We start from the raw sequence: 16,147 nt of genomic DNA, 5'->3' as shown, positions 1-16,147 counted from the left end.
TCCGCGCCGCGCGTCAGCCGGGCCGGTTGCGTAGGAAGATCGCGCTGGCCTGCACCCGGGTGCGGACCTGGAGCTTGTCGAAGATGTGCGAGACGTGCACGCCGATGGTGCGCTCGCTGATGAACAGCCGCTGGCCGATCTCCCGGTTGGTGAGCCCCTCGGCGACGGCGGCGAGGACCTCCCGCTCCCGGGCCGTCAGCGCCGCCAGCTCGTCGCCGTCCGCCCCGGCGGCCGGAGCGCCGGTGGCCGGACGTTCCTCCAGCGACACCCGCGCCCGACCGGCGAGGGTACGGATCTCCGAGGTCAGCGGCACCGCGCCGAGCCCCTGCGCCACCTCGTACGCCTGGCGAAGCAGCTTGCCCGCGGTGGCGCTGCGGCTGCGCCGGGCCAGCAGCGCCTCCGCCTGCCGCAGCCGCGAGTAGGCCGCCGGGTAGGGGTGGTGACGGCGGTCCCACTGCGCCACCGAGCGGGCCCACAGCTCCGGGTCGCTGCTCTCCAGGCGGCTCACCTCGGCGGCGCACAGCGCCAGGAAGCCGTCCACCACGTCGCGTACCGGGCGGGCGGCGTGCTCGCTCTTGCGGGCGACCCGGTCGGCCACCTCCCGCAGCCGCCGCACCGCCGTCGGGTCGACGGCCACGGCGCGGCCGGCGTGCGCCTCGGCCTCGGCCCGCAGGCCGTGCCACACCAGCGCGGCGAGGATCCCCACGTCGTCGGAGCGGCTCTCGGTCAGGCCGCGCTGCACCGCCTGCCGGGCCAGGTCGTGCCGGCCCTGCCACATGGCCAGCCCCGCCCGCAGGGTGAGCAGCGGGATCACGTGCCGCGCCCCGCCGCCGGCGAGCATCGTGGCCACCGCGTCCAGGTCGCGGTCGGCGGCCTCGACGTCGCCGTAGCCCACCGACAGCCGGCAGCGTGCCAACAGCAGCTCCACCGCGTCCGCGCCGGAGGGGCGGTGCCGCAACGCCGCCGCGACCACCTTCTCCGCCTCGGCCCACTGCCCGACGCGGAACAGCCCGTTGGTGGCGATGGCCAGCAGCCGGGTCTCGTACGTGCGGCCCAGGCCGAGCTCGGCCATCCGCTCGGCGCCCCGGCGGGCCACCACGACGCCCTCCTCCAGGACGTTCAGCGGGCCGGTCAACAGCTCGGCCAGGTGCAGGTACGCGCACGCCACGTCCTCCGGGCGGCCGGAACGCTCGGCGGTCTCCAGCGCGCGGCGCATCACCGCCAGCCCGGCGTCCGGGTCCTCCAGGTACGCCTCGGAGAAGCCGAGCGCGGCGCTGGCCAGCACCACCTCCGACGTGGAGCCCGGCACCTCGGCGGACAGCTCCAGCGCCTCCCGGGCCCGCCGGCCGGCGTCGGCGTACCGGCCGAGGTGCAGCAGCAGCTCGGCCAGGTGCGCCGCGGCCGTGGCCCGCTCCCGGGGCGTGCAGTCGGCGGCCTCCAGGGCCAGCTGGTACTCCGCCTCGGCCGGCGCCGAGCGGCCGGCGGCGGCCAGGTAGCGGGCCCGGCGGATGCGCAGCGCGCAGGCCGACGGGTCGGCGTCGGCGGCGGCCAGCTCCTCGATCAGCGTCAGCGCCCGGGCGTGCTCGCCGCAGTGGTGGGCGGCCTCGGCGGCGTGCCTGAGCAGCGTGACCCGGTCCACCTCCGGCGGTGCGACGCCCGGCGCGGCGGCCAGCTGCAACGCGACCGACCAGTGCCGGTGCGCCTCGGCCCAGCCGTGCAGCCGCTCGGCCTCCCGGGCCGCGGCCATCGCCGCCGGCAACGCCCGCGCCGGCTCGCCGGCCAGTCGCCAGTGGTGCGCCAGGCGCGCCTGGTGCAGCTCCGCCGGGGCCGCGGTGAGCGCCTCGGCGTAGCGGCGGTGCAGGGCGGCCCGCTCGGCCGTCAGCAGCTCGTGCTCCAGCACCTCGGCGACCAGCCGGTGCCGCAGCCGGTAGCCGTCGTCCGCGCTCACCAGCAGCCGGTGGGCGACCGCCGCCCGAGCCGCCTCGATCAGCTCGTCCTCGGGCAGCCGCACCACCCGGGCCAGCAGCCAGTGCCCCACCGGCTCGACGCCGGCCGCCACCGCGTGCACCACGGCGTGCGCGTGCTGCGGCAGCGCGTCCACCCGGGCCAGGAAGATCTCGCGCAGCGTGTCGGAGAGCTCGTCCCGCCCGTCGCGCAGGTCGCGGGCCAGCTCCTCCACCACGAACGGGTTGCCGCCGCTGCGCCGCCACACCAGCTCCGCCGCCTCCGGGGTCAGTGCGCGGCCGACCACGGCGGTGGCGAGCCGGTCGGTGCCGGCCCGGTCCAGCGGGGCCAGGTCGAGCACCCGCACCGTACGCAGCCGGCGCAGCTCGGTGAGCACGCGGCGCAGCGGGTGCGCGCCCTGCAACGACTCCGCCCGCACCGCCGCGAGCACCGACAACTGGAGGTCGCCCAACCCGGCCAGCAGGTAGAGCAGCAGCTGGCGGGTGCTGCGGTCGACCCACTGGAGGTCGTCCAGGACGAGCACCAGCCGGCGCCCCTCGGCGATCAGGTGCAGCCCCCGCGAGACCCGCTCCAGCAGCGCCCCGGCGCCGTCCGGGCCGGCGGTCTCCTCGGCGAACACCCCGAGGAGGTCACGGACCGCCGAGGACGTCCGGGCCTGGGCACCGGTCAGTTCGGCGTCGAGGCGGCGCAGCGCCTGGAGCAGCGGGTGCAGGGGCGAGGCGTCGCCGATGTCCAGACAGGAGCCGGTGAGCACCAGGGCCCCGGCGTCGCGCAGCCGGGTGCCCACCTCGCGCAGCAGCCGGGTCTTGCCGACGCCGCTCTCGCCGGTGAGAAAGACGGCGGCGGTGTTCCCCTGCGTGACGTCGTCGAGCAGCACGGATCGTACCGTCGTCACCAGGTCGGCCCGGCCGACGAGTGGTGCGGTGTCCACGTCGCTGGCCATGGCACGCAGCCTAGTCAAGTGCCCCCGCACCGTTCTACGGGTCTTTCACGCCTGTGGTACTCCTCGCGTCGAGATCGCGACCGACGGTTGCGCAGGGTGGACATACGTCGTTCGGCAGATCCCCCGTCGGCCCATCGGTGACAGTGTCCGAGGCGTCGTCAGCACCGTGGGGAAGGCGGGTGCGATGCCCATGGCCACCATCGTCGCCGGTTCGCAGCGGTCCACCTCGGCAGGCTGGCCGGTACCGGAGGAGAAACGCCTCGTCACCGTGCTGTTCGTCGACATCGTCGGGTCGACCGCGCTCGTCGAGCGGCTCGACCCCGAGGACGTGCGGATCCTGCAACGGGCCTACTTCGACACCGTGGGCGGGGTGCTGCGCCGGTGGCACGGGGTGGTCGAGAAGTACGTCGGCGACGCGGTGATGGCCCTGTTCGGGGCCCGCCGGTCCGACGGCTTCGACGCGTACCGGGCGGTGCGGGCGGCGCTGGAGATCCAGGGGGCCCTCGACCGGCGACCGCCGCCCGGCGCGCCGCGCCTCCGGGTCCGGGCCGGGGTGGCCACCGGTGAGGCGCTGGTGGACCTCGCCGCGGCGCGCGACGGCGGGCACGGCGTCGCCAGCGGCGCGGTGATCACCACCGCCGCGCGGTTGCAGGAGTACGCCCCGCCGGGCGGGGTGGCGCTCTGCGCGGCCACCCACCGCGCCACCGTGGGGCTGGTCGACCAGCGCCGCGTACCGCCGGTGGCCCTGGCCGGCAAGGCGCTGCCAGTCGACGTGTGGCACGCCACCGGCACCACCCGACAGGCCCCGACCCGGCACGAGGGGCCGCTGGTCGGGCGGCGACGGGAACTGGCCGCCGCCCGGGACCTGATCGTCCGGGCCGTGCGGGGCCGCGACCCGCGCTGGCTGTCGCTGGTCGGTCCCGCCGGCAGCGGGCGCAGCCGGCTGCTGCACGAACTGACCCGGGCGGTACGGACCGTGGACGGGGTGCCGGTGCGCTGGTGCGTCGCGCACTGCCCGCCGTACCCGCAGCCCCTGGCGCCCGTCGCGGACCTGGTGCGCGGGCTCGCCGGCCTCCGCGCCGGCGAGCCGCCCGCGACGGTACGGCGACGACTCACCGCCGCCCTCACGGACCTGGTGCCGCCCGCCGGCCTGACCGAGGCGGTGTACGCGCTGGAGGCGCTGCTGGGCACGCCGGACGGCTCCGGCGACGCGGCGCGGGGCGCCGAGGTGGCGCGGGAGGCGCTGCTGGGGCTCGCGGCCCGGCAGCCGGTGATGGTGGCGGTGGACGACCTCGACCGGGCCACCGCGACGCTGCACCGCTTCCTGCACCGGCTCTTCGCGGCGGCCACCGCGCGGTCGCTGCCGCTGGTGGTGGTGACCCTGCACCGTGCCGAGTGGACGGGCGCGCTGCCCGGCCCGCGGGACCGTCGGCACCGGTTGGCGGTGCCGCCGCTGCGCCCGGTGGAGACCGGACGGCTGCTGCGGCACCTGCTCGGCCGGGCCGACCGGCCGACGGCGGCGGCGATCACCCGGCTCCTGCCGCTGGTCGGCGGCAACCCGGGGCGGGCCGTCGCGTACGTGGCGTCGCCGGACGCGGCGCGGTCCGTGCCGGAGGCGGTGCGCCGGGAGGTCGACGCCCGGCTGGACCGCCTGGACGGGGCGCGGCGGGCCGTGCTGATGGCCGTCGCGACCGTCGGCGCGGGGATCACCGCCGCGACGGTGGCGCGCCTGCTCGACTGGGCTCCCGGGCGGGCCGCCCCGGTGCTGCGCGCCCTGGCCGCGACGGGTCTGCTGGTCACCCGCCCCGACGGCCGGTACGCCGTCGCCGACGCGGTGGTCCGCGAGGTCGCGTACGCCCGGCTGCCGAGGGCGGCGCGGGCCGCGTTCGCCCGCCGGGCCGGGCGGCCGGCGGAGTCGGACGCCCCTTCGGTGCCCGTGGTCGTGCACGCCCCCACCGCCCAGGTGCCGCCGGTGCCGGCGCGCGCCGACGCCGACCGCCCGCCGGCCCGGAACGCTCGCGGGTCGCACCCGGCACCACTGCGGGGGCCCGCCGCCGCGCCCCGTCTCGCTGCCCCGCCCCGGCCCGCCCGCGCGTTCCAGGTCGCCGACGTGCCCCTGGTCGCCGACGTGCCCCGGGTCGCCGACGTGCCCCGGGTCGCCGACGTGCCCCGGATCGCGGTGCTGCCGGGGGCGCGTTCCGCGCCCGGTCCGCTGGTCGCCGTCCCCGCGGAACGTGTCGGGGGCGGCCGGGTGGTGGAGCTGCACGGCTGGATCGCGGCCCGCGATCGCCGCCCCTCGGCCGGCCCCGCCCCGTCGACCGCGCGCGACCGCGTCGCCATCGACCTGAAGACCGGCAAGTCCACCGCCGGCACGGCCGACGACCTCGCCGAGCACCCGGCCGGCCCCGCTGCGACGGCAGCCCTCGGGGCGGGCGGTTCGGCGCGGCGGCAGGGGCGCGGGCAGCGGCCGAGGTGGGTCCTGCCGCGCGGCAGGCCGGTCGCGGCGTGAGCGGGCGGTGTGTTGGACGCGGGGAGGGGGCGGCCAGGGGATCTCCCCCACGATCCAAACTAACGGGAATTCGATCCGGGCGGTATCGGGCGACCGACCGAGTGCGCGCCTCGGGGTCGGCTGGCTAGGTTCGCCCGATGCCTGTCGAAGAGATCACCGCCTCCGCCGCCGGTACCTGGACGCTCGGCGACCGGACCGTGCACCGGATGGGGTTCGGCTCCATGCGGCTCACCGTCGACCCGGACCGGGCGCGCGCCGTCCGCGTCCTGCGCCGGGCCGTCGAGCTGGGCGTCAACCACATCGACACCGCCGCCTTCTACGTCTCGCCGGGCGGGCCGCTCGGCGTCGGCACCGGCTCGCCCCGGTACGCGACCGACCTGATCCGCGAGGCCCTCGCGCCGTACCCGGACGACCTGGTCGTCACCACCAAGGTCGGGCCGTCCTTCGACGAGGCGACCGGGCACCGCGAACTGGGCCCGGCGGAGCTGCGCCGGGAGGTGGAGGAGAACCTGCGCCGCCTGGGCCGGGACCACCTGGACGTGGTGAACCTGCGGATCGTCCGGCGACCCGGGCGGGACTCGGTGGCGGAGCGCTTCGCCGCCCTGGCCGAGCTGCGCGACGCCGGGCTGATCCGGCATCTCGGCCTGTCCAACGTGCGGGTGGATCACCTGGACGAGGTGCGGGACATCGCGCCGGTGGTGTGCGTGCAGAACGCGTACGCCCTCGACGTGAACCGGTGGGCCGACGAGCTGCTGCGGGTCTGCGGCGAGCGGGGGATCGCCTTCGTGCCGTTCTTCGCGATCGCGGGCGCCGGGCGGGAGGCGGGCGCGGGCGACGACCACGACGAGGCCGTACGGGCGGTGGCGCGCGCGCACGGCGCGACCCCGCACCAGATCCGCCTGGCCTGGACGCTGCACCAGGGGCCGCACGTGCTGGCCATCCCCGGCACCGGCGACCCGGCGCACCTGGCGCAGAACGTGGCAGCCGGGGCGATCCGGCTCACCCCCGAGGACCTGGCCCGCCTCCGCTGACCGCGGGCGCCCCGCCCGCGCGGCGTGGTGGCGCGTCAGCGACCGTCGAGGAAGGCGACCGCCCGCTCCCACGTCCGGCTGGCGGCCGCCGGGTCGTGGTCGGGCAGGTCGGGATCGGTGTAGAGGTGACCGACGCCGGGATAGCGGTGGACGCTCAGCTCCGCGCCCGCGCCGGTGATCGCCCGCTGCCACCGGCCGAGCTCGGGCTCCGGGGGGTATTCGTCCGGGTCGGCCATGTGCAGCTGCACCGGCAGGCCCGGACGGACCGCCTCCGGCGCACCGCCGGCGCCGTGCAACAGCAACAGCGCGGCGGCGGCGGGGCGCTCGGCCAGCAGCGCGCCGGCCACCGCGGCCCCCATGGAGAACCCCGCCAGCACCGCCTCGGGCGGCGCCTCGTGCAGCGCCGCCCTGGCCCGGCCCATCACGGCCACCTCGCCGACCTCGCCGAGCAGGGCGAAGCCCGCCTCGATCGTGTCGACGGCCGGCGCGCCGTAGAGGTCGGGGGTGACGACGTGGTGGCCGGCGGCGCGCAGCCGGTCGGCGGCCGTCAACACGGCGGGTCGCAGCCCGTAGGCGGAATGAAACAGCACGACGTGTCCCATCGGGACATTCTGTCTGACGAATGCGACGGGGCCGGGCCGCCGCGCTGACCCGCCGCCGACGCGAGGCCGGGTCAGCCCAGCGATTCCAGTCGCCGCACCAGCTCGCCCGGCGCCGGCATGGCGGCGATCTCGGCGCTGACCTGCCGCGCCGCGTCGCGCAGCGCGGTGTCGGTGACGAGCCGGGTCAGGGTGTCGGCGGTGATGTCGCGGGTGCGGGCGGCGATGCCGGCCCCACGCGCGGCCACCAGCTCGGCGTTGTGCCGCCGGTCGCCCGCCCCGACGGTGGCCAGCTGCGGCACCCCGGCGATCAGCGCGCTCAGGACGCTGCCCGCGCCGCCGTGGTGGACCAGTGCCGCGCTCGCCGGCAGGGCCGCGGGGACCGGGATCCAGTCGACCGTACGCACGTTGCCGGGCAGCGCCCGGCGGGCCAGCCGCGCCTCCGGGCGGACCAGCACGAACTCGGCGTCGACCCGGTCGGCGACGGCGACGACGGCCGGCATCGGTCCAGCGCTGCCGGGGCCGGCGACGGTGCTGCGGCTGACCAGCACCCGTGGCCGCTCCCCCGGCTCGCGCAGCCAGTCCGGCAGTTCGCCGCCCGCCTCGGTGGCGTAGCGCATCGGCCAGCCGTCCTGACGCAGCACGCTGGGCGGGGCGACGGCGATCGCGGCGGCCGGCGGCGGCAGCTCGGTCAGGCCGTGCCTGCGCAGCGCCGGGCCCAGCCGCGCCAGGGTCGCCCGGGCCAGCTCGCGGCCGTCGAAGAGGGCGTTCTCCTGGCGTACGGCGGGCACGCCGAGCGTCGCGGCGGCGAGAGCGCCGGCCACCGCGAACGGCTCGTGGACCACCAGGTCGGGTCTCCACTGCCCGGCGAGGGCGACCACCCCGTCGGCGAGCTGGTCGTTGACGGCGCCGAAGAGCAGCCCGGCGCCCCGGGTGCCGGCGGTGCCGGCCAGTTCGGCCCGCGCGGTCAGCGGGTGGCGCAGCAGCACGCGGCGGGCGATGCGTCCGAAGTCGAACGCGGGCGCGACGTCGCGCGCCGGCAGCCCGGGGCGCACCGCCCGCAGCCCGTCGGCGGCGGTGGCGACGAGCACCTCGTGCCCGGCGTCGCGCAGTGCGGCGGCCAGCGGCAGCAGCGGAGCGACGTGCCCGATCAACGGCGCGGAGACCACCAGTACTCGCACCGCGCCGATGCTAGCCCCGGCGGAGCCCCTCGTGGGGGCACCGGACGACGCGGTTCGGACGGCGGCGGGTTCAGCCGGCGGTCGGGGGAAGGGTCCGGCTGCGGCCCCGGAACTCGGCCACCACCGCGCCGTCGTCCCGGGTGACGGTGACGTCGTAGATGCCGCTGCGGCCGTACCGGGTGCGCTCGGTGGCGTGCGCCGTCAGCAGGTCACCCTCGTGGGCGGGACGGACGAAGCTGATCTCGCCGCCGGCGGCGACGGTGGCCGGGCCGTGGCTGTTGCAGGCCAGCGCGAAGGCGGTGTCGGCGAGCAGGAACACGAACCCGCCGTGGGCGATGGCGTGGCCGTTGACCATCGCGCCGGTCACCCGCATCCGGGCCACCGCCGCTCCGCCGGCGGCCTCCACCAGCTCGATGCCGAGCCCCCGGCTGGCGACGTCGGCGGCGAACATGGCGTACGCGGAGTCGCGCCCGGCCCCCTCAGCCGTCCCGCCGTCGCTCGACGACCGCCCCGTCCCGCCCATCGACCGCTCCACGCCTGTTTCGGGGCGGCTCCCTCGACCGCCGGTCCCGGTACCGTACGCCGTCTGCCCGCACCGCACCGACGGCACCCGTCACGGGTCCTGCGGGTCCAGGTCGCGCTCGCGCAGCAGCGCGTCCAGCTTCGCCTCGATCCGCTCGTCGGACTCGCGGGACTGGGAGGAACCCCAGTGGTAGAACAGGGCCAGCCCCGCCGCCTGCCAGATCAACTGGAGGAACTCGGACTGCCAGTTCTCGAAGGTGGAGGCGAGGAACTGCGGCAGGAAGTCGGCCCAGGCGAAGGACCGGCCGTGCTGGCTCGCCTCGTCGCTCGCCACGGAGGCCTGGAAGACGAACTGCGCGATCCAGGAGAGCAGGAACAGCGCCCCGGTCACCAGCGCGAAGGCGTACGCCCTGGGCCACCTCGGCCTGCGGAACGGCGGCCCCTGTGCCCGGCGGTGTGACCGCCCGCCCCGGGACGGTGCCCCGGCCGGCCGCGCGCCGAAGGTCGTCGTGTCGGACATCGCGCTCCCCTTTCGACGAATCCCCAGGTAGGTGGCCTGTGCCCCGGGACAGGCGCGACAAAACGGCGCACCGGCGTGGCGCGGCCCGCCACGCCCGCGCCCTGCTCGGGGACCGGATCACCGTCGTCACCGCCGACCTGAACCGGCCCGACCGGCACGCCGCGTTCCCCACCGCGAGTACGACGCCGTCCTCACCGCCAGCGCGCTGCACCGGCTGCCGGGCGAGCGGCTCGAACGGCTCCACGCCGGACGCTAGGCTGGCGGGCGCGCCGAGGTCCCGCCCCGTGGCACCGGCGGGGAGGGCGAGGTGACCGGACCGGATCCGCGGGTCGACCCGGACGTCGACCTGCGCGTACCCGCCGACCGGGGCGAGCTGGCCGCCCGTCCCGGCGGGGTGCTCGGCTCCGTCGCGGCCGGCGGCGCGCTCGGCGCCCTGGCCAGGGCCGGCCTCCAGCACGCCGTCCCGCACGGCCCGACGGGCTTCCCGTGGGCGACCTTCGCCGTCAACCTGACCGGGTGCCTGCTGATCGGTGTCCTGATGGCGGCGCTGGAGCGCTCCGGTGGCCGCCGACCGCTGCTGCGCCCGTTCCTCGGCGTGGGCGTCCTCGGCGGCTACACCACCTTCGCCACGTACGCCGTGGACGTCCGCCTGGCGCTCGACGCCGGCGCGCCGGAGGTGGCCCTGGGCTACCTGGCCGCGACCCTGCTCGGCGCGCTGGTCGCGGTCTGGCTCGGCGACGCCGTCACCGGCCGGCTGCTCGACGCCCCCCGCCACGGCCGGCCGGAGCGCGGGGCCGGCCGGTGACCGTGCTGCTGATCGCGCTCGGCGCGGCCGTCGGCGCGCCCCTGCGTTACCTCACCGACCGGGCGGTGCAGGCCCGGCTCGGCGGCGTCTACCCGTGGGGCACGCTGACCGTCAACGTGGCCGGGTCGCTGCTGCTCGGTCTCCTGGCGGGGCTGCCCGTCGGCCCGGCCGTCAGCGCGCTGCTCGGCACCGGCTTCTGCGGCGCGCTGACCACGTACTCGACCTTCGGGTACGAGACGCTGCGGCTGGCACGCCGGGGCCGGCGGTTCCTCGCACTCGTCAACGTGCTCGCCAGCGTGGCCGCCGGCCTCGGCGCCGCCACCGCCGGCTTCGCCCTGGCCCGGGCCGCCACCGGCTGAGCGGGCGGCTCAGCGACGCGGGTCCGTCGGCCCGTCGGGCAGGCGCAGGTCGACCAGGGCCGCCGCAGCGACCGAGCCGCTCACCCGCGTCCTGCCCCGTCGCGGACCGTCGACCGTCTCCACACCCCCGGGCGCAGCCCGGCGAAGCGCGCCTGACGGCGGACGGCCTCCCCGTCAGGCCAAGTCGGGCGGCGCGGTGGGGCGGGACGCGACGCACCAGGCGGCGGTCGCGGCGACCGCCACCGTCGCGCTGAACAGGAAGGGTGCCCGCATGCCCAGGCCGGCGGCCAGCGCCCCACCGGCGAGTGCCCCGAGCGCGGTGCAGCCGTAGGAGAGCATCCGGGAGGCGGCGACCACCCGACCGAGCAGGTCGCCGGGCACGAGGCGTTGCCGGACCGACAGCGCGGCCACGTTGAGGACCGCGAACGACGCGCTGGTGACGACGACGACGACCACCGCGGCGATCCGGTGCGGCGCGACGGCCAGGAGGGCCGGTGTCCCGGCCGTGACCGCCATTGACCAGGCCAGCACGCGACGGTGCCGGAACCGGCCGATCAGCCGGTCGGCGACGAGTGAGCCGGCGAGCCCGCCGGCCGCGCCGGTCGCCAGCAGCAGGCCGAAGCCGAGCGCGCCGAGACCGAGGCTCTGCCGCGCGTACAGCACGAAGATCGCGAACCAGGCGCTGTCCGCGGCGGCGACTGCCGCGCCGACGACCACGAGCGTACGGAGCACGGGTTGCCGTACCAGCCAGCGCAGCCCGGCGAGCGCCCCGCGCCTGGCCGGGGCGGCGGTGACGCTCCGCCCGTCCGCGTCGGCGCCGGACCGTCCCGGGCCAGGGCGGGCCAGGCTCAGCGGCAGGGACAGCACGAGCATGACGGCCAGCGCGAGCGAGGCGCCGTTGACGGCGAAGGGCAGCGCCGCGCCGACGACGAACAGCATCGCCCCGACCGGCGGGCCGACGAACTCGTTGCCCACGATCTCACCCGCCACCAGGCGGCCGTTGGCCCGCTCCAGCTGCGCGTCGTCCACCAGACGGGGGATCGCGGTCTGGGCGGCGGTGTCGCGCAGGGTCTCGCCGACACCGAGCAGGAAGGCGGCGGCGACCACGAGCGCGACCGAGGCCAGGCCCGTTGCCACGGCCACGGCCACCGCCGCCAGCACCACGACGCGGCTGGCGTCGGCGGCGGCGATCAGTGCACGGGCCGCCCGACGGTCCGCCAGCACGCCGGCCAGCAGGCCGGTGACCAGCCACGGCAGGAACTGCGCCGCAGCCACTGCGGCCACCGCCACCGGGTTGTCGCTCAGCGCGGCGGCGAGCAGCGGGAAGGCGGCCACCCGGATGCCGTCGCCCAGGTTGGCCAGCGCCGCGGCGGTCCAGAACGTCCAGAAGGGACGTCCTAGCGACCGGGACCGATCAGCCATCAGGGCACCTTACCGCGCCGGATCCGACGGAGCGGCCCCGTGCCTGCCGGCGAGCAGCGGGCAGCGGGCCGGAGTGGTCCCGGGCGCACCGGTCGAGGGGGCGTGGCGTCCCGGCGGGTCAGCGGCGTGACGTCCCGGCCGGTCAGCGGGCGTGACGCTCCGGGTGGGCCCGGTTCCACGCCCGCATCCGCTCCGGGTAGCCGGTGCGGGCGGCCTCGTACAGCGGCACCGCGTGCTTGCGGGCGATGGAGCCGGCGGCGCGCGGCGAGCCGGTACGACGGCGGATCCACTCGCCGTCGTGAGCGATGGCGACCACGGTGGTGTCGGTTGCCGTGGTCTCCGGTTCCAGGTAGAACTCCACGCCCCGGCGGCTGGCCACGAACGCCTCCAGCGCGGCCAGGTCCTCCCGGGTCGCCTCGCGGTCGAGCTTCGTCGGGGTCGCGTCGGCGGCGCGCGGCCGCCGGTTGAACCAGCCCATGCCCGGCTCCTCTCCTCGGCGTCTCCCCAGTGCAGCACCGTCACCTGGCAACCGCCTGCGCACTACCTGGGAGCCACCTGCGCGCGCCCGGTCGTCGCCCCGGGCGCGCCCTCTGTGGGACGACGGACGAGCACGGGCCGGCGGGCGGGTGGCCGCTCAGCGGGCCGGCAAGGGGGGTGGCGGCTCAGCGGGCCGGCAAGGGGGGTGGCGGCTCAGCGGGCCGGAGGGCGGGTGGCCGGCACCAGGGCGAGGGTGGGCAGCAGCAACAGTGGCACGACGAGCAGGGCCCGCAGGGTGCCGACCCGGTCGCCGAGCAGGCCGAGCAGCGGGGGGCCGGCGAGGAACGCCGTGTAGCCGATCACGGCGACCACGCTGACCCGGGCCGGCGCCCGCCGCTCGTCGTCGGCCGCCGCGCTCATCCCCACCGGGAAGCCCAGCGACGCGCCGAGCCCCCAGAGCGCGACGCCGGCGATCGCCACCGGCCCGGAGTCGGCGAGCACCGCGACGCCCGCGCCGAGCGTGGCGAGCAGGATCGTGGTGGACAGGACGGGCACCCGACCCCACCGGTCCAGTGCGACGGTGCCTGCCGTGCGGCCCAGGGTCATGCCGACGACGAAGACGCCGAAGACCGCGGCCCCGGCCGCCTCGCTGAGGCCGTGGCCGTCGATGAAGGCGACCGCCAGCCAGTCGCTGGCGCTGCCCTCGGCGAACGCCGACACCAGCACCAGCAGGCCGACGAGCAGGGTGCGGGGCTCCCGCCAGGCGGCGAGCAGTTCGCGGCGACGCTCGGCCGGAGCGGCCGACGCGGAGGCGGTGCCGCTCTCGGCCACCGGCAGGAACGACCGGACGGCCAGCAGCGTGCCGAGCAGCACCACCGCGGCCAGCGCGGCGAGGTGCACGGCGACCGGCACGCCGAGGCGGGCCGCCCCGGCGCCGAGCCCGGCCCCGGCCACGGACCCGAGGCTCCACGCCGCGTGGAAGCGGGGCATGACCGTACGCCCCAGCCGCCGCTCGACCGCCGCGCCCTCGACGTTCATCGCCACGTCGCAGAGGCCGGAGCCGTAGCCGAGGGCACACAGGCCCACCGCGACCCCGGCCAGGGAGCCGGCCACGGCGGCGACCCCGGTCACCGTCAGCCCGGCCGCGAGGAGCGTGGTGGAGAGCGCGACCGTGCGGGCCGCCCCGAGCCGCTGGGCCACCAGGCCGGCGGTGGGCATCGCGAGCAGCGCGCCGACGGACATGGCCAGCAGCAGCAGCCCGAGCCGGCCCGCGCTGAGCCCGAGCGCGTCCCGGGCGGCGGGCACCCGGGAGAACCAGGTGGCCACGGCCAGGCCGTTGAGCGCGAAGACCACGGCCACGCCGGTACGGGCGGCCAGCACCGCCCGGGGCACGGCCGGGCGCGGCACGACGGGCGGGGCGACGGTGCGGCTCACGTGGCGGTCCTCTCGCCTCGGGTGGTCTACCGCCCCGATCCCACACCTGAGAGCGCTCTCAGGACAACCCGGTCCCACCCCTTACCGTGGACGCGCCGGAGGGGGATGATTCGGTCGACCGTCCACGCCGCGACGGCCGACAACGGGGAGGACCGGAATGGCGACGACACACCGACCACCGACCGTGGAGGACGTCGCCCGGGCGGCGGGCGTCTCCCGGGCCACCGCCTCGCGGGTGATCGCCGGCACCGGCTACGCCTCCCCCGCCACCCGCGAGCGGGTGAACGTCGCCGCCGACCGGCTCGGCTACGCGCCGAACCCGGCCGCCCGCGCGCTCGTCCAGGGCACCGGGTTCCGGCTGGTGGTGGCGGTGACCGGCACCGCCGCGACGGTCCTCGACGACCCGTACGTCCACCGGGTGCTCGGCGCGTGCGCCCGGGTCTGCGCGCCGCACGGACTCGGGGTGGCGCTGCACTGGCTGCCCGCCCGGTCGCCGGGCGAGGTGCGCCGGCTGGCCGGGGACCGCAGCGTCGGCGGGGTCGTCCTGATCAACACCACCGAGGGGGTGCTGGACGCGATCCCGGCGAGGCTGCGCGGTCGGGTGGCCTCGATCGGCATCGGCTCCGCCCTCGTCCCGGCCTTCGACGTGGACAACGGCGGCGGCACCGAGGCCGTCGTCCGGCACCTGTACGCCACCGGGCGCCGCCGCATCGCCATGGTGACCGGGCCTCGCTGGCTGTCCTGCGCCGGCCGGTCGGTCGGCGCGTACCGGCGGATCGTGCGCGACGCCGCCCTGCCGGAGCGGCTGGTGCCGGGCGACTTCAGCGCGGACCGCGGCCGGGCGGCGGCCCGGGAGGTGCTGGAGCGCTGGCCGGACACGGACGCGATCGTCGGCAGCAGCGACGCGACCGCGCTCGGGGTGATCGACCGGCTGCGCGGCGACGGCGTCCAGGTGCCCGGGGACGTCGCGGTCACCGGCTTCGACGACATCCCGCTCGCCGCGATGACCACCCCCGCACTGACCACGGCGACGCATCCGGTGACGCAGATCGCCACGGCGGCGGCGACGGCCGTGCTGGGCGGGCGACCGGTGCCGCCGGCGACGATGTTCCCGTCCCGGCTGGTCCGCCGCGTCAGCGGATGAGCCGGCCCCCGGCCGCAACCGCGCCGGCGGGACCCGCCGATGGACGACCGCGCCCCTCGCCGACCGCCCGGTGGCGGGCCGCACCGCTCGCCGAGCACGCCCGCGGCCGGTCGCGCCGCTCGCTGATCACGCCCATGACGGGACGCGCCGGTGGGATTGCGCGTCGGGCTGGCGGGTAACCGCCGGCGCATGCCCGCCCAGGACGAGGAGCGGTGATCCGGTGACCGAGCCCGCGCCCCCGCACCGGCAGCCGGCGGAGAACCCCCGGCACGGCCGGCTCGCCGCACGTCCGGCGCCGCCGACCGCCCTGGCCGCCGCCGGGCTGGCGTCGCTGACCGACCCGCGGGGCGCCGCGCTGGCGATGGTGTACGCCCCCGAGCCGGTCGACGGGCCGCCGTACCGGCTGGTGCTGCTCCTGCACGGGGCCGGCGGCTCGGCCCGGCAGGGGCTGGACCTGCTGCTACCGGAAGCCGACGCGCACCGGCTGCTGCTGGTCGCCCCGCAGTCGGTGGCGAGCAGCTGGGACCTGATCGGCGGCGAGGGCTTCGGCACGGACGTACGGCGCATCGACGGCCTGCTGGCCATGGCCTTCGCCGGCTACCCCGTGGCGCGGGTGGCGTTCGGCGGGTTCTCCGACGGCGCCTCGTACGCCCTCTCCCTGGGCCTGACCAACGGCGACCTGGTCGACGCGGTGCTGGCCTTCTCCCCCGGCTTCGCCGCGCCGCTGGTGACCCACGGCCGGCCCCGGGTCTACGTCTCGCACGGCACGCGGGACCCCGTCCTGCCGGTGGACGTGTGCAGCCATCGCCTGGTCCCCCGCCTGCGCTCGCTCGGCTACGACGTCACCTACGACGAGTTCCCGGGCCCCCACGAGATCCCCGCCCCCATCCGCACCCGCGCCACCACCTGGCTGACCACCTGACCCCACCCCGCCCGCTGCCGCTGCCGCCCCCGCTCCCGCTGCCACTGCCGCTGCCACTGCCGCTGCCGCTGCCGCTGCCGCTGCCGCTGCCGATCATGCAGTTCTGGTGGGCAATGTGGGGTGTTATGCGGCATTCGCGGGGCACCACGACTGCATGATCGACGATGGGGCGGCGGCGGGGCGATGGGGCGGCGGCGGGCGACGGGGCGACGGCGGGGATCGGGCGTGGAGTCGCTCGGCGGGCCGCCGATTGGGGTGCCGGTCGGGGTGGGGGTCGGGCCGCGGGTCGGGGTGCGGGTCGGGTCACGTCGATT

14 protein-coding genes are annotated in these 16,147 nt (G+C 77.7%); 6 read left to right on the top strand and 8 right to left on the bottom strand.

Going from position 1 to position 16,147, the window contains the following annotated elements; genetic code table 11:
* Positions 1–13 precede the first annotated feature (13 nt).
* The gene (locus ACLQ20_RS12125; protein WP_151457380.1) at positions 14–2,908 is read right to left on the bottom strand and encodes a helix-turn-helix transcriptional regulator; all 2,895 of its coding nucleotides are present in this window, start codon (positions 2,906–2,908) and stop codon (positions 14–16) included.
* 184 nt (positions 2,909–3,092) lie between these two features.
* Here ACLQ20_RS12125 and ACLQ20_RS12120 point away from each other — a divergent pair, with 184 nt between their 5' ends.
* Positions 3,093–5,417 (top strand): AAA family ATPase, encoded by a 2,325-nt coding sequence (locus ACLQ20_RS12120; protein ID WP_425855494.1) that lies wholly within the window; start codon positions 3,093–3,095, stop codon positions 5,415–5,417.
* Positions 5,418–5,554: 137 nt separating this feature from the next.
* Complete coding sequence (locus tag ACLQ20_RS12115) at positions 5,555–6,448, top strand: aldo/keto reductase (protein WP_151457122.1); 894 nt, start codon at positions 5,555–5,557, stop codon at positions 6,446–6,448.
* 35 nt (positions 6,449–6,483) lie between these two features.
* Here ACLQ20_RS12115 and ACLQ20_RS12110 read toward each other — a convergent pair whose 3' ends face one another.
* From ACLQ20_RS12110 to ACLQ20_RS12095, 4 genes are all read right to left on the bottom strand, one after another.
* Entirely contained in the window at positions 6,484–7,050 is a 567-nt protein-coding gene (locus tag ACLQ20_RS12110) for a dienelactone hydrolase family protein (RefSeq protein ID WP_151457123.1), read from the bottom strand.
* Between the two features lie 71 nt (positions 7,051–7,121).
* Positions 7,122–8,228: a nucleotide disphospho-sugar-binding domain-containing protein gene (locus ACLQ20_RS12105; protein ID WP_425855491.1), complete on the bottom strand. Its 1,107-nt coding sequence runs from the start codon at positions 8,226–8,228 to the stop codon at positions 7,122–7,124.
* Between the two features lie 70 nt (positions 8,229–8,298).
* Positions 8,299–8,751 (bottom strand): hydroxyphenylacetyl-CoA thioesterase PaaI, encoded by a 453-nt coding sequence (paaI, locus tag ACLQ20_RS12100; protein ID WP_425855489.1) that lies wholly within the window; start codon positions 8,749–8,751, stop codon positions 8,299–8,301.
* A gap of 90 nt (positions 8,752–8,841) precedes the next feature.
* Complete coding sequence (locus ACLQ20_RS12095) at positions 8,842–9,270, bottom strand: DUF6766 family protein (protein ID WP_425855487.1); 429 nt, start codon at positions 9,268–9,270, stop codon at positions 8,842–8,844.
* A 307-nt stretch (positions 9,271–9,577) separates the two neighbouring features.
* Between ACLQ20_RS12095 and ACLQ20_RS12090 the strand changes: the two genes are divergently transcribed.
* Both ACLQ20_RS12090 and crcB read left to right on the top strand, forming a co-directional pair.
* A complete protein-coding gene (locus ACLQ20_RS12090; RefSeq protein ID WP_151457126.1) occupies positions 9,578–10,075 on the top strand; it encodes a fluoride efflux transporter FluC in 498 nt (165 codons plus the stop codon).
* The gene (gene crcB / locus ACLQ20_RS12085; protein ID WP_151457127.1) at positions 10,072–10,434 is read left to right on the top strand and encodes a fluoride efflux transporter CrcB; all 363 of its coding nucleotides are present in this window, start codon (positions 10,072–10,074) and stop codon (positions 10,432–10,434) included. The genes ACLQ20_RS12090 and crcB overlap by 4 nt, the downstream gene beginning before the upstream one ends.
* Before the next feature lie 174 nt (positions 10,435–10,608).
* Here the strand turns inward: crcB and ACLQ20_RS12080 are convergent, their stop codons facing one another.
* From ACLQ20_RS12080 to ACLQ20_RS12070, 3 genes are all read right to left on the bottom strand, one after another.
* A complete protein-coding gene (locus ACLQ20_RS12080; protein ID WP_151457128.1) occupies positions 10,609–11,856 on the bottom strand; it encodes an MFS transporter in 1,248 nt (415 codons plus the stop codon).
* A 142-nt stretch (positions 11,857–11,998) separates the two neighbouring features.
* Positions 11,999–12,334, bottom strand: coding sequence for a hypothetical protein (locus ACLQ20_RS12075; RefSeq protein ID WP_132234772.1), 336 nt, complete (start codon positions 12,332–12,334; stop codon positions 11,999–12,001).
* Positions 12,335–12,546: 212 nt separating this feature from the next.
* Positions 12,547–13,767 (bottom strand): MFS transporter, encoded by a 1,221-nt coding sequence (locus ACLQ20_RS12070; RefSeq protein ID WP_327028676.1) that lies wholly within the window; start codon positions 13,765–13,767, stop codon positions 12,547–12,549.
* 157 nt (positions 13,768–13,924) lie between these two features.
* Between ACLQ20_RS12070 and ACLQ20_RS12065 the strand changes: the two genes are divergently transcribed.
* Complete coding sequence (locus ACLQ20_RS12065; protein ID WP_425855482.1) at positions 13,925–14,911, top strand: LacI family DNA-binding transcriptional regulator; 987 nt, start codon at positions 13,925–13,927, stop codon at positions 14,909–14,911.
* A gap of 220 nt (positions 14,912–15,131) precedes the next feature.
* The gene (locus ACLQ20_RS12060) at positions 15,132–15,833 is read left to right on the top strand and encodes an alpha/beta hydrolase (RefSeq protein ID WP_425855480.1); all 702 of its coding nucleotides are present in this window, start codon (positions 15,132–15,134) and stop codon (positions 15,831–15,833) included.
* Positions 15,834–16,147: the final 314 nt, after the last annotated feature.

Origin of the sequence: Micromonospora sp. DT46 (assembly GCF_049841735.1) — a bacterium.
GTDB classification, from domain to species: domain Bacteria; phylum Actinomycetota; class Actinomycetes; order Mycobacteriales; family Micromonosporaceae; genus Micromonospora; species Micromonospora reichwaldensis.
This window is presented reverse-complemented; position numbering and strand designations above follow the sequence as displayed.